Origin of the sequence: Sphingobacterium faecium (genome assembly GCF_003054045.1) — a bacterium.
Taxonomy (GTDB): Bacteria; Bacteroidota; Bacteroidia; order Sphingobacteriales; family Sphingobacteriaceae; genus Sphingobacterium; species Sphingobacterium faecium.
In genome coordinates this window covers 121092-136143 of sequence record NZ_QBKH01000006.1, presented here as the reverse complement: position 1 = coordinate 136143, position 15052 = coordinate 121092, and the positions used below count along the sequence as shown (strand labels likewise).

11 protein-coding genes are annotated in these 15052 nt (G+C 38.3%); 4 read left to right on the top strand and 7 right to left on the bottom strand.

The window, feature by feature from the left end; all coding sequences use genetic code 11:
• Window positions 1–10: 10 nt before the first annotated feature.
• The 5 genes from C8N37_RS17025 to C8N37_RS17005 form a co-directional block, all read right to left on the bottom strand.
• A complete protein-coding gene (locus C8N37_RS17025; RefSeq protein WP_108160036.1) occupies window positions 11–319 on the bottom strand; it encodes a DUF4134 domain-containing protein in 309 nt (102 codons plus the stop codon).
• 211 nt (window positions 320–530) lie between these two features.
• Window positions 531–1607, bottom strand: coding sequence for a hypothetical protein (locus C8N37_RS17020; protein WP_244914454.1), 1077 nt, complete (start codon window positions 1605–1607; stop codon window positions 531–533).
• 59 nt (window positions 1608–1666) lie between these two features.
• Window positions 1667–2302: a conjugal transfer protein TraD gene (locus C8N37_RS17015; RefSeq protein WP_108160035.1), complete on the bottom strand. Its 636-nt coding sequence runs from the start codon at window positions 2300–2302 to the stop codon at window positions 1667–1669.
• Window positions 2303–2307: 5 nt separating this feature from the next.
• A complete protein-coding gene (locus C8N37_RS17010; RefSeq protein ID WP_108160034.1) occupies window positions 2308–2745 on the bottom strand; it encodes a DUF3408 domain-containing protein in 438 nt (145 codons plus the stop codon).
• 2 nt (window positions 2746–2747) lie between these two features.
• Window positions 2748–3515, bottom strand: coding sequence for a ParA family protein (locus tag C8N37_RS17005; RefSeq protein WP_108160359.1), 768 nt, complete (start codon window positions 3513–3515; stop codon window positions 2748–2750).
• A gap of 734 nt (window positions 3516–4249) precedes the next feature.
• On the opposite strand from C8N37_RS17005, the gene mobA reads away from it, so the two are divergent.
• The 4 genes from mobA (at window position 4250) to C8N37_RS16985 (ending at window position 8913) form a co-directional block, all read left to right on the top strand.
• Entirely contained in the window at window positions 4250–4693 is a 444-nt protein-coding gene (gene mobA, locus C8N37_RS17000) for a conjugal transfer protein MobA (RefSeq protein WP_108160033.1), read from the top strand.
• On the top strand, window positions 4690–5982 hold the full coding sequence (mobB, locus tag C8N37_RS16995; protein WP_108160032.1) for a conjugal transfer protein MobB: 1293 nt from the start codon (window positions 4690–4692) through the stop codon (window positions 5980–5982). Before mobA ends, mobB begins: the two co-directional genes overlap by 4 nt.
• A 162-nt stretch (window positions 5983–6144) precedes the next feature.
• On the top strand, window positions 6145–8145 hold the full coding sequence (mobC, locus tag C8N37_RS16990) for a conjugal transfer protein MobC (protein WP_108160031.1): 2001 nt from the start codon (window positions 6145–6147) through the stop codon (window positions 8143–8145).
• 291 nt (window positions 8146–8436) lie between these two features.
• On the top strand, window positions 8437–8913 hold the full coding sequence (locus C8N37_RS16985) for a hypothetical protein (protein WP_108160030.1): 477 nt from the start codon (window positions 8437–8439) through the stop codon (window positions 8911–8913).
• Window positions 8914–9007: 94 nt separating this feature from the next.
• Here the strand turns inward: C8N37_RS16985 and C8N37_RS16980 are convergent, their stop codons facing one another.
• A complete protein-coding gene (locus tag C8N37_RS16980) occupies window positions 9008–14455 on the bottom strand; it encodes an N-6 DNA methylase (RefSeq protein WP_108160029.1) in 5448 nt (1815 codons plus the stop codon).
• Complete coding sequence (locus tag C8N37_RS16975; RefSeq protein ID WP_108160028.1) at window positions 14445–14879, bottom strand: DUF1896 domain-containing protein; 435 nt, start codon at window positions 14877–14879, stop codon at window positions 14445–14447. The genes C8N37_RS16980 and C8N37_RS16975 overlap by 11 nt, the downstream gene beginning before the upstream one ends.
• Window positions 14880–15052 lie beyond the last annotated feature (173 nt).

Sequence of the window (15052 nt, the reverse complement as noted above, 5' to 3'; positions counted from 1 at the left end):
TCGGTAAGGATTAGAGAAAGAAGGAACGAAGGATAGTAGCCGCGACAATTAAGAAAATACAGGCTCCGAACCAGGAAGCTGCAGTCTTCGATGTATCTGGGTCACCAGAGCTGAATTTATTGTAAACCTTAACACCCCCAATTAAGCCAACCACAGCCCCAATGGCATAGATGAGTTGCGTCGCTGGGTCAAAATAGCTCGTCACCATTTGCGTCGCTTCGCTAATTCCAGCAGATCCGTTTCCACCTTGGGCAAACGCACTGAATCCTGATAACATGACCAACCCGACCAGAAATAATTTTTTTCTTTGTTTTTTCATAATTGAAACACATTAATTTGTTAATCGAAACCCGCACCATACGGGATTCTTAGGCAAATGTGTTTCAGATTTTAAGTCGTGTAAACAAAGTGGAAGTGAGTGGAACAACTTGGCATTTACTGGCACTATAACCGAATATAAAAGCAATAAAAAGTGCCAAACTTTTTACAGTTTGGCACTTAGCTCATTTATTACTAAATGTTCTTCCACTTTATATTTTTCGACCTTTACTTTTTGATATTTCAGTTTTAACTTTAGGTCTTTCTTCTTTTTGATTTAACCTCTCTAAATTATCTTTTATGATATCTACAATATAGGTATTCTTCCAATCGATTTCCTTTGCTTTGAAATGACTTTTTATTCCTAAATGCTTTAAATCTTGCTTAATATCCCAGCCATTCTGGCGGTTCCATCCAACAGGATCAAGTTCCTGTTGAAATGGAATTTCAATTGCAAGAAGATCTGTAGGTATGCTGCTTATTTTATCATAATCCAATCTCCTAAATTCATGTTTTTGCGGATCATATGGAATCAAATAGGCTTTTCGTTCTTCAGAGTAGTGATCGTCGATCTCCGAAAAAGTAATACCATTTGATAAGAAATCATCCTTCGGTCGAAGTTTGTCCATACGCATATCGACATAAAACAAGTGGCCAGCAATATCAATTGTCGGCAACCTTCCCTGGTTAACGCGTAAATCAAATTCCTTTTGATCAACAATAAAGTCAAAGTCGGTTTTGGCGCTTACTTGTTCTAAAGTAATACCATATTTATGCGCCATACCATTTGGATCTAATTCCACAAATTGCGGTATGTCAACTTCTATATTATTTTTGTTATAATGTTCAGGAACGTTCTTAAATAGTTTGTTATAGTCGAAACTATAATAATCTCCATAATCTTCCATTTTAATAAATGGAATTACATTATTGCTATTAAAAACTTCTATTAGCTGGAACCTGGTTACATCAACAAAGAAATCCGTTCCTTCAATATCTACAATTGGTAAAGCTGTACCAGGCTTCTCAATTCCTCGATTCAAGTCCTGGCAACAACACAAATCAATATATGATCTGGCTTCATCTACCATTTGCTTAAAGGATTCCTTACTTCCTAGTTCATTGTTTTTATCTGAACCGACTATAAATGCATATTCTGGAGAGTCGGAATTGTAATAAACAATTAGATTACTGCTAATGGAGTTTTCAGGAACATTATTCTTTGAGCTTGCTATAATATGGCCCCTGTATTCTTCATAAAAAAAATTAGGATCATTTTCTAAATTCATTGTTATGCTTTAAAACGATTATCAAATTATAAGATCACCATTCTTCTGAATCAGTTTATCTAAATATATTCTTCAATATCAAAGTCAGAAAGATCATCACTCCGCATTGTGGAAGAAGTTGAGTCCATAGAAGAGTTAAATGAACTATCTAAAAGCTGTGCAATTTTGCGCGAAGCCCCTTCTATAGAGTTTTCCAATAAATAAAATAATTCTGTTCCCTGTAATTTTTGAACTATTTCAACAGCTTCCATTTTTTGATTATACTCCAGTTTCTCTTCCTTCAAAATTCTACCAACCTTAGCCAGTTCATCAAAGGATACTCCTTGTGCAAAGCCGAAATCATCAACCTCAACTCCTTGACCCATCCATGATTCTTCTTCTTCCTCAAAATCAGGCATGGTTCCAAATACCTCATCAAGTTCTTCCTGAGGAATCTGAATACGAACAATCTCATTTTTGTCGTACTCAATATCTAAATTATGTGGATCTACTATCGGGAAAACAACTTGAGACTCGATGGCTTCAATTGGCTCTTGAAGTCTTGGTATAGCCTTCGGTTGCCCTATGATATCGGGTAAGTCAGGGTTAACCTTTTCAGATGCTTTATTTTGATGTGACCATTTATAAATGACAACCTTGTCATGCAAAAGCAAGATGATGATAATAAGCAAGCAAATCACAATTACGATTTCCATAATTATTACAATATTGGTTTATACTTATCATTGTAACTCTTAGTGATCTGCTCACCGAATTCTTTAAAATGGTAATCCAACAAATTATCCAGGTAAGCATAAATAGATAATTTGTCTTCACCGATTACTTGAACGATCCGAGATAGTTTATCATGAAATTCGGGTCGGATATAAACCGTTTTTCCATCTCTGGCATTAGTGTCGGTTCTCCGAAAAAAAATACTTTCATATTCTACTTCTGAGGATCTTCTAACTTTACTCTTTTCTCTTGTATTTGCTTTATTCAACCCTTGTTCTTTTACAGGGGCATCATTACTTGGGGCATCAACTGACGTAGTTTCTACTGGAACCTGTAAACCTTCCTTTTTTACACCTTCCTCCATCATACTCATCATCAGCTCTGCGTTAATTCCAGGAGATGTCTTTTTCTTTTCGTTTCCCATAATTACAGTTTTATAATAGTTGTAAACTCACGTATAAATTGGTCTAGTTGACAGGCTTTCATTAACCGTTCATCCGGAGGCATTACAGTTGAACGAAAAACTAATTTACTTTCAGCCTCATTCTCTTTCCGGAATCGGGAACTGCTCTTTATTTGGCTGCGCATCAACTTTAATCCCAATTCTGCTATTAGTTGGTTATAAATAGCATATAGCGGTGTACTTTCTCTACCATCAACCTGATTCCAAAAGAGGTGGACGCTTTCAATTGATGTTTCCCCATTTTTCATTATAACGTCTTGTAGAAGCTGATTGAAAATAAGTGTGCTTTCCATGACCACACGATCTGCCGAGATGGGGGTAAAAATGTGATGCATACCGGCAAGGGCATTTAAAATCCCTGGGCTATTTACTGTACCCGGTAGATCAAAGAAAACTACATCAATAGGAATGGTCGAATTGTTTACAAATTCTTGGGCTTCATGAAGTACATCATCAGCTTTATGCTTAATGATAGGATATGCTTTTTTATTGATGGTCGTAAACTGCCTATACGCCAGTTTTTGTAGGTATTCATTCTCCATAACCATAGCCTTGTCCCTGGCTTTCATTTTTATGAGGCTGTGCTGTGGAAAATCCGCATCAAAAACGACCACATTATATCCCATCCTATAGTGAAGCGTACTAGCGACAAGTGTTGTAAAAGTGCTTTTTCCTACACCTCCTTTCTGGGAAGCAAAAGCGATAAATTTTGTTTTTAATTTTTCCTTCATATCGTTAATATTTATGTATACAACTTGGAACTCACATAGGAACATAAGTACAGAGATAACCGACTATGAAAGACTCGATCTTCATATATAAACAAGGTTATAGGGTAGTAACTAAATACAGTATTAAATACCATCCTAAATATTCATTCTTATAACTACAATAGAACCTAATCCATTAGATAGGTATTTCCATATCATTGGGTATGCAGTTATAAGTATCAGTATAGTTTGCTAAAACCATATATAGTTACAGGTATCCCTTTTTATCTAACTGTATCTCTAATTGAAGACATACCATTATTATTACTGCTGTAATTACGTACCAATATGGATATGTACTCACACCCTTATGCCACTTTGTAGGTTCAAAGAAATGCATATATATAATTGTAATTGTTCTGGTTTACCTGTTTGGCTGTTCTTGGCTTTAATTGGCCGGGTAGTGCTATGTTCAACAATGCAGCATATCATTTTACTTTGTATAATGACAAAAGACAAGGAATTATCCAATTATTTGAATACAAATCTGTGCTTAATGGAAACGGCCCAAAGCCGTTTTTTCCATGTTAACCACAATCCCGAATCATCGGGATTCTTGTGTTCACCGGAACACGGCAAGTTGTGTTTTGCGCATCTCGAAATGATTTCCGATGCGCAAAACTACTTGCCCTTGCAGGGGGCAGAAAACACCTTCCGAAGTCAGGGCGTTTAATAAAATTATAAGTTGAAAAGTGATGAAAGAAAATAATAAGACATTACCCAAAAGAGTGGGTCGGCGTCCCAAAAAGGACCCCGCCAAATTTCGTTATACCATTTCCTTTAATCAGGAAGAACATAATAAATTCCTCGAACTTTTTGAGCAATCCGGGCTAATGGTTAAAGCACACTTTATAACATCCTGCATTTTTTCTAAAACCATAAAGACGGTTAAGATCGATAAAGGCACTCTTGATTTCTATATGCGGTTGACTTCATTTCATAGCCAGTTCCGCTCTATTGGGGTTAATTATAACCAGGTGGTGAAGCTTCTATATGGTGGTCTATCGGAAAAAAAGGCGGCAGCCTATCTTTTCAAATTAGAAAAACAGACAGCAGAAATGGCCCTGCTTTGCCAGAAAATCATCCAGATCACCGAGGAATTTGAAATAAAACAACTCAAAAAACCTGTTGATAAATGATAGCAAAAATCGGGAGAAGCTCAAATTTATATGGAGCATTGGCATACAACCAGCTTAAAGTTCAGCATGAAAAAGGAGAGATTTTGTTAACCAATAAGATGATTGAAACTAAAAACGGACACTATTCTGTTGCCCAATTAGCGGAGTCTTTTGCACCGTACCTTATTGCTAACCGCAATACGGAGAAACATACCATCCATATTTCCATAAATCCCGATCCGAAAGATAAGGTTACCAATGAACAATTCCAGAACATAGCTGAACAGTATATGAAGGAAATGGGATACGGTGAACAACCTTATATTGTTTTTAAACATTCTGATATTGATCGATCTCATATACATATTGTATCCGTAAGTGTTGACGAAGAGGGCAAAAAGATTTCGGATAAGTTTGAGAAAATGCGCTCCATGAAGATTTGCCGGGAGCTAGAAACGAAATATGGCTTAATTGCCGCTACAGAAAAAGAGCAAAAGTACAATGATAAAATTTTCAATCCGGTGGATTATCAGGCAGGTGATGTTAAATGCCAGATCGCATCTGTAGTTCGTCACCTACCGAGTTACTATAAATTCCAAACATTAGGCGAATACAATGGTTTACTTTCTCTTTTCAATATTACAACGGAGAAAATAGAAGGCGAGCTGCAAGGAAAGCTACAGCAGGGTCTTTTATATTTTCCGTTAAACAAAAACGGTGAAAAGGCGGGAAACCCGTTCAAAGCTTCATTATTTGGGAAGGCAGCAAGTCTAAAAAACTTAGAGGAGCATTTTAGAAAAAGCAAGGATGACTTGAATGCTCACTTATGCAAACAAACTCTGAATGCTATCATTACAACTGCCCTGAAGGTAACGATGGATGAAAAGGGATTCAAAAAACAATTATCCAATCAAGGAATAAATGTGGTTGTCCGTAGAAATGAAACGGGACGTATCTATGGAATAACTTTTATAGATCACAATTCCCGAACGGTTTGGAATGGATCGAGGTTAGCAAAGCATTTATCAGCCAATACCTTTAATAACTTCTGGAATAATAACGTGGTACCGGATCTGAAAATACCCGAATTAAATAATACCGAACAGCCCTATACAAAGGAATTAACCTTGACTAAGGAAGAACCACACCATTTATTTGACTTCCTAAAATTCGAATCAACTGGTGAAGGTTTGATTGAAGCGTTGGGAGGATTATTACCAGAAGCCCAAGATGAGGATTATGAAGAACAAGCCTTCACCAATATTATGAAAAGAAAAAGGAAAAAAAGAAAACCAGGACAGCAACAATAATTCCATTCCTATAAACGAGATAAAAATTAAGATGGCAATTGCCATCTTTTTTTATTCCTATACCATGCCAAACAAAGCCAGGTAACACCAAAGCCTGCCCTATACAATTAGCTCCTTAGACTAGCTCCTAAATTAACTCCCGAACATTTTAATCAGGTAAAAATGCAAGGAGAAGACGATTTAAGAGGACTAGCCAAGATCATGGCTTTTATGCGTGCAGTGAGTATCCTACTGGTATTAATGCACCTTTACTGGTACTGCCATAACTTCTTTTATGACAGGGGTTGGACATTGGAAGTTATCAATAAGATTCTGTTCAATTTCAATAGGACAGCAGGACTTTTTGAACATACACTGTATACAAAGGTATTTGCAGTTTTGTTATTGGCCCTTAGTTGTTTGGGTACAAAAGGCGTAAAAAATGAGAAAATTACCTGGCCTAAAATCTACACAGCGCTGGGAATAGGATTCGCCCTGTTTTTCCTTAATACGATACTCCTGCAGCTTTCCCCACAGATTGGCATTTTCCTTTATTTTCTTTCCATCGCATTAGGGTATATCGCTTTGTTGATGGCTGGTGTATGGATGAGCCGGCTTTTGAAGAACAACCTGATGACTGACGTTTTCAACAATGAAAACGAAAGCTTTCAGCAGGAAACCAAATTGATGGAGAACGAGTACTCCGTTAATTTACCTACTAAATTTTACTACAAAAATAAATGGAATGATGGTTGGGCAAACGTGGTAAACCCTTTTAGAGCCTCAATTGTACTGGGTACCCCTGGCTCCGGAAAATCCTTTGCAATCGTAAACAACTACATCAAACAACATATTGAGAAAGGATTCTCTATGTATATCTACGACTTCAAGTTTGATGACCTATCCACCATTGCTTATAATCACCTAATAAAAAATACGGATAAGTATGAAGTAAAACCCAAGTTCTATGTAATCAATTTCGACAACCCGCGGAAGAGCCACCGTTGCAATCCGTTAAATGCAGCATTCATGTCGGATATATCAGATGCTTACGAAGCAGCTTATACGATAATGTTGAACCTTAATAAATCGTGGATAACCAAACAGGGCGATTTCTTTGTCGAGTCCCCAATTATTTTACTGGCAGCGATTATATGGTATCTAAAAATATATCAGGATGGCAAGTACTGCACCTTTCCGCATGCAATAGAATTACTAAACAAAAAGTATGCTGATGTATTTACCATACTAACATCCTATCCCGCTTTAGAAAATTACCTCTCTCCCTTTATGGATGCCTGGTTGGGAGGTGCACAGGATCAGTTACAAGGTCAGATCGCTTCGGCGAAAATTCCGTTATCAAGAATGATATCTCCCCAGCTTTATTGGGTAATGACTGGGGACGATTTTTCCTTAGATATCAACAACCCGAAAGAACCTAAAATCTTATGTGTTGGCAATAATCCGGATCGGCAAAATATCTACTCCGCTGCGCTAGGTTTATACAATTCCAGAATAGTAAAACTGATCAATAAAAAAGGCCAATTAAAGAGTTCAGTGATCATCGACGAGCTTCCAACCATATATTTTCGTGGTCTAGATAACCTTATAGCAACTGCCAGATCAAATAAGGTATCCGTATGTCTAGGATTTCAAGACTTCAGCCAGCTAATCCGAGACTATGGAGATAAAGAAGCAAAAGTTATTCAAAATACTGTTGGCAACATATTCTCCGGTCAAGTGGTCGGTGAAACGGCAAAGAACCTTTCTGAGCGTTTTGGTAAAGTATTACAGAAAAGACAGAGTATGACTATCAATCGCAATGACAAGTCTACCTCCATTAGCACCCAACTTGATAGTTTGATTCCGGCTTCTAAAATTTCCACGCTTACCCAGGGTATGTTTGTCGGGGCAGTAGCAGATAACTTTGATGAACGTATCGACCAGAAAATCTTTCATGCAGAGATTGTAGTGGATACGGATAAGGTGACTGCTGAAACCAAAGCCTATAAAAAGATTCCACAAATATTGTCCTTTACTGATGAATCAGGAAAGGACAATATGCAAGAAATAATTGATGCTAATTATCGACAAATAAAGGCCGATATAGCCCTTGTAATTGTCAGCGAATTAGAAAGGATCAGTAATGATCCAAACCTGCAGCATTTGGTGCAACAAAAATAGTTTTCCATCTATATTCCCAAAATGGGATTTAATAAATTTTTATCCATCATTATTTCCTAGCAAAGTTCGGGCTTATCCCCTGACTTTAGCCAAAAGACTACCGCATAAACTCATGCCATATTACGCCTATAATTTGTAGGTATATTATGGCATTTTTTCAACCGCACATAGCCATCATTTATTCAGTGTTCCTTTTGGCTTTTCGAACATAACCCACCCGCATCGCAAGGTCAGGAGAAAACCCGAATTCCGTAGCCATATAAATATTGTTTAACCTCAAAAAATTAAATTATGTATTACGAAGCGAGAACACACGAGATTGTTGAAGTTACAAACGCTATGGAAGCGGCTATTAAAATTAAGAGTGGTAGCATAGAGACATATCAGGTTATGAAATGGACCAGCAATGATGGGAAGTACTTTATGTATGCTGTACCGGACGGACATATTGATAATATGCTTTTGGAATTGGCCATTTTACGCCAAGAAATCCATTCTATCGATGCAAATTACCAACAGGTGGAATCAATTACAAATGGCTGGATTGACAATGTAGACATATTGGGCAAATATTTGCAAGAATCTGAAACTTCTAATTTTATCATGATCAAGAATGCACAACTTATTACTATCAATCCGCAGGGCCACGAGAAAGCCTGGTTTACCTGTGGATGTTGTGGCACCTCATTCTTAGCAAACGTCAAAGAACAAATAAAGTTTGATCAGGATGCCGGCTACGGTATTTGTGATCGTTGTAATAGTTGGTAATGCATTTTAAACCTTATGGTGTATAGGTTAACAATGAATTATTTAAAGCCAAATAATAAAAACATTATTTGGCTTTATTTTTAGGATTAAATTTTTACAGAATCCCCCTCGGCAAATGAACACCTTTTGTTCGTACAATACTTTCCGATTCTTTGACCGGAGCCTGTGAGTTTTCTTCGCCATCCAAAGACTCCTTTTCGGATGAAAGCGACAGCAGAATCTTCCTTTCTACAGCGGCTAGCTCAGTTTTAAGCTCACTTAATCGAGCTTCTTTAGACCAAGTACCGTTAACCAGCTCTTCTAATATCGGAAGATCCTTTTTAAGCCCTTCAATACTTCTTTCTTCTTCCTCAATATAACCCGGCAACTTTTCCAACGCTCTTAAGAAATTCAATGCTGCAGTTTCAGGATCTTTCGCCATAATACCATTATTAAAAGAATACTTGATTTCACTGTCGCCCATAACAAAGAAGCGGTTATCCTTATCAATGGTTGTCCGTTCTCCTTGGGGTATTTCAGTCCTTACCAATAAAGGGAAACCATACAAACTACCTATATTTCTATAGCCATCAATACAATGAATATCTATTGAAAGATCATAGAGCTTTGCTCCTATTTGTTTAAAATTGGCATTTTCAGGTAGATCATTTAAGACAATTTTATTTATAATAGCTCCATCAGGATGTCTCTGGACTCGCTCTTTCAATATAGCCCAATCTTGTTTGTATCGATTCAATCGACTGTTTGAAGTTTCAATAGCATGAATAAAACCCTCAAGCTTAAATTTTGAACTAGATTTAGAACGGTTAAATGCCTGCTTTTCACTTTCCATTCCGGCTATCTGTTTTTCTATCTTTGCCTTTTCCAATAGATCCGTATTTCCGGAAAGAATAGCGACATATTCTGAAAAATTCATACCTGATTTTTCATCCATGCTACCTTCATCTATAATACGTTTTCCCAGACTATTTGATTTTAGCTGATCGATAAAAAATTGTTTGTTGTACAATAAATTGAATTTGTAGCTATCCAATGATTTCTCAACAGCATAAATAATAACATCAACTGTATTGTTAGCAAAGAACTTCGCAATCTCATTTCCCTTACGGATAGCGCGACCATCCCGTTGCGCTAAATCGCTGGGTCGCCAGGGAGTGTCCAAATGATGAATGGCTACTGCTCTTTTTTGCGCATTAACCCCTGTCCCTAACATACTGGTCGAACCAAATAGAACGCGGATCTTACCATCGTTCATGGCCTTAATAAGCGCCTTACGTTGCTTATCGCTTTTGGCCTCATGAATAAAACGTATTTCATGCGCGGGAATTCCGTGGTCTTCGACCAGCTTGCGCTTAATTTCTGTATAAATATTCCATTGCCCGGGTTTATAGGTTCCCAGATCAGAGAAAACAAACTGGGTGCCCTTTTGAGCATTAAACTTTTTATAATATTTTGCGATGTTAGAAGCACAATGTGTAGCCTTATTACCGGGATGATCTTCATACTTACCATTAACCAGCCGCATATCCAGCGACATCTTGCGAGCGAAGTCCGTCGCTATAAGCATTTTTGCTTTCTCTTCACTATCGCTAAGGGGTACTCTCCCCAAAAGTGTTGCATCACCGTTAACAGCAAACAACATTAATTTCCCAATGAATTCGTCCTGATCAGGTGTTGGAGAAATATGATATAAGATCTCGTTCTTTACAGGCCGGTCAATACCAATATCCTTGGCGGTACGATAATCCGTTATTTCAGCATAGAACTGTGCAAGCTCCGGCACCTTAATAAAATAACGGAAGCGCTCTTTGGCTATAATGTTGTTGGCAACCGAAAATTCATAGTCAACTGATTTTCGCGCATATATCGCTGCCCAGGCATCAAAACTGTTGATTCCCTGTTTCTCCAAAGCCCGAGGACGCAGGTATTTGAACAGGAGGTATAATTCAGTTAAGGAGTTACTGATCGTAGTGCCAGAAAGAAATGTAGCGCCCATATCGGCATCTGTACGCTTCTGAATAGTACGAATGGCAAAGAGCAGGTTCATCGCCTTTTGGCTACCTTCAGAATTACCTAAACCGGCAACACGATCATGCCGGGTATTGAACATCAAATTTTTAAACTGATGGCTTTCATCCACGAAAAGGTGATCGATTCCCATCATCTTAAAATCAACCACATCATCCTTTCGATTCGCTATATCATATTCAAGGGTTTTTAGTTTAACTTCCAGATTATCTCGTCGCTTTTCAGCACCGACCAACATACGTCGGTTAACCTCTTTCCCTTGTGCATTTAAGGCTTCGAGATTATGGTATACACTTTCCAATTCTATTTGCAAAATCTCCTGCTGTATCTCAGGAGATTGGGGTATCATGCCAAATTGCTCGTGCGTCAGGATAACACAGTCCCAGTCATTGTTTTTAATGTCACCAAAGATCCTTAGCCGCTTTTGTGGGGTAAAATCATCCTTGCCAGGATAAAGTATTTTGGCATGAGGATAAGCTGTACGGTAGGTTTCCGCTATTTCATGTACATTGCTTTTTAAGGCAATGATCATAGGCTTGTGGGCCATTCCCAGTCGTTTCATTTCCTGGGCACCAGTACACATAATCAGCGTCTTGCCGGCTCCAACTTCATGATCACAAATAGCGCCATTATTCAGCTTGATCATCCAGACGGCATCTTTCTGACTGCTGTATAAGTCATCAATACCTAATGCTCTACGATCCAGTCCCGGAAACTCCTGATGGATACCATTGTAATTTGGTCGAACAAAGCAATTAAAGGTATCGTTATACTGATCGGTAAGCCGCTGCTTAAATTCATAGCTTTGCGCATGCAGCCATTCGGTAAAGGCAGAACGGATTTCGTCAATCTTAGTATTAGCCATTTGTATGGCTTCCATATCCATAACTTTGTATTCCTTATCCCCGTCTACTATAGTCTTTTTGATATTCGGAGTAGTATTGACTAAGGCATTCTTCAATAAAGAAATTCCATCAAAGGTCCTCCGCTCGCCCTTTACAGCATATTTTTCCCGGATTAGTAGATTTTTAGTAGCACAGGCCACAGCAAAGTCATCCGTACTTTCGGAATAGCTAACCTTTACCTCCGTTTCAAATAAAGAGGATGCAAAGCGGGAATAGATTTCGGTAGGTATCCAGCGCTCACCCAGGTTAAAATCAAGTTCTTCAAAGTCAATTTTATTGGGCCTTGCACGAAGCAAAGCGCGATAGCTATCTAAAGCTTCAACCTCTATTTCCGGAGGTAAGTCGTCATGAGCATCCAAATATGCTTTTACGGACTTGGCTTTTTCTACCACATTTCCAGCAAGCCAACGTTCGCTAACTTCATATTCCTTCCGAATTGGGTTATAATAGATTCGGCCGTCTAAATCGGCCGTAAGCTGATCCCAGGGTATTCCGCTTATCTCAGACATATAGTCAAGATCAACACGTCCATATTTATTCAGAGAAGCGGCTAAAGCTTCATCAGGGTTGTCTGTGGCAATAGTAATAGTGGAGAAACTAACGGGATGATTGAAAATATCAGCTTTATGCACAACTCCACCGATAACACGTTCCAGGTAAGGAATTTCCTTACCTGCACTGTCTGTCTTAATGAGCTTGATATTATCCGCACTGTTCAGGTTGCCATACCGTTTTACAAAAGCGTCATATAATTCATTAAGAACTTTCCGCTCTTCCGCGAATTCCCGGTGCTGGGTAGCTTCCTTATGATAAAGGTCATGATAGGTATCCCGCAGTTTAATATAGACTACCGCTTTTTCCTTTTGAAGTGCGGGTAACTGCAAAGGTTGGAAATAGGCATCTCCATTTTTTGTATGGACTTGCTTTAAATGGCCAACCCATCCCTTATCTAAGGCAAGGCAATCGTTTCGATGAAAGGAATTAATTTTTCCAGTATAAGACCCTCCTGCTGGAATAGGAAGCACGACTGCTTCAGGTTTACTTTCCGAATCTGATTCGTTAACGGAAGAAAATAAGTCACCTACAATGCCCGTCTTTTTCGGAACACTTTTATTTCCCTTCCTGCCTTCGCTATTTTTCCCCGTTGTCAGATAAGAATCAGGTGGAAGGCTACTAAACAGATCGGTCTGCAAACCTTTAGTATTAATTATAGATTTAGAACTACTTCTTTTAGTCCTGGTTTTTTTTGTTGGCCGGGATAAGGTGGTCACAGAACCTGCATTATTTTCAAAAAGATCGAAAAGGCTGAGTTGCTTAACGTCCTGCTGATTATTGTCAGATGGAATAGGGACCGACTCCACCTTAATTTCAGTCGCATTGTCTAAGGGTTCTACAACCTCCTGTACGGAAACAGGCTTATTCGGATTGCCGATCACAGATTCCCTATTGGAAATACCATAATATAGATCATGGAAATAGTACTTTTCGATATCGTCCGAAAGCATTTGCTTTATATCCTTAGCGATGCCAATCACACCGCCATTATGTTCAAAAACCCAAGATGGCTTGCCATACGGATTGGTTCCTTTATGAAGGGAAGTATGAACGGTACGGTCCAGGTTATCAAACAAACTATTATTTGCTATCCCATCAGTTTGGATAGATGCAGTGCAGAATTGCTTATCTCGTTCAGATAATTGGCTTTTACCTGTATTTCTTTGCAGGATAATTAGATCACTGCCTACTTCTGTCCCGGCATAATCCGTAAACAGGTTATTGGGCAAACGGATAGCCGAAATAAGATTATTATTCTCCATCAGCGCCCGACGTATAGTTTCATTTGCCGGACTATTCAATACCCCCTGAGAGGTGATAAAAGCCAATAGGCCCCCATCCCGTAGCATATCCGTCCCCTTCAAGAAGAAGTAATTATGTACACTTTGAGCCGCCTTAGCTTTGGCCGGATCTTTACTACGAGAATAAGATAAATCGAAAACAGAAGTATCACCAAAAGGAATATTACTCGCTATGACATCAAAAGTACCCTGCTCCCTCTCAGAGATATCCTCAAAGCCCCTGACCATTACATTACTACCAGGATAAATTTGTTTAAGGATATTACCAGTTAGCTGATCTTTTTCAAAAGCCAAAATATCCCGTATTGGGCCATTCGATTTTTTAAATGATTCTATAAAAGAACCAATACCTGCAGAGGGTTCTAAGAACTTATTAATTTGAATCCCACGCTCTTTTAAAGCAAACGATATGGCATCAATAATTTCAGGTGGAGTATAAAAAGCGGTAAGTACAGAACTTTTCATACTATCTACATACCCTCGGTATTGTTTTTCATCGGTAGAATTATCCAGAAGTAATTGATGAAGTCCTTTGGTCTGATCAAACAGGCTTCTTTCAGACTTACTCCAGAAGTCAATATCCGAATCTCTTGTCACAGGATTAAGCACAAACTTTAGTCCCCCGAATCCCTTATACTGCATGAGCTGCTGTCGTTCACCTACGTTAGCCTCCCGGCCTTCTTTTTCCAGTTGAAATGCAATATGTAAGGACTTTATATTTTGTTGTAGGTGAAAACGCTTATCAAAGCCCATTCTCACCAATCCAAATGGCTATGGTTCCCGTCAGCTCGGTGTATAGCTTATCGAATTCATAACTATAAGCAAAATCATCCGTCAGTTCATATGTGGCAAACACGGGCTCACATACTGGTAACATCTTTAACGCAAATGGACGTAAGGTATCGTCCGCCATTAACGAATCAAATTCATGGCAGACAACCTGAAATATGGTGTCGAAGCGCGAAAAATGTAATCCTTCGAAAAGAACTTCATTGGCAATTGAATTGCATTCATCTATAGAATAACCTGCCCGAAAGGCATCTTCATATGTGGTGTCAGCGAGTGCAGATCGCTGCATAATAAATTTTTGATCGGAAGCTTTTTCAGGGAAACTGGTATTCAATAATTCCTGAAGTCGTAATTCGAAATACGACAACTCTTTTGGTAATTGACTCATACTATTTTATTTAGAATTTCAGATGAATTCTAAATTATAGCAGGTGATCTCTGTATCAAGAGGAGTGTAAGGGTTTGGCTTTGAGAGGTTAGATTTGTCATGATAAAGCATTTCTAATGAAAATTTATAAACTCCCTGCTATATAGTGGGTATTTTCACCTTTTAATATTGTA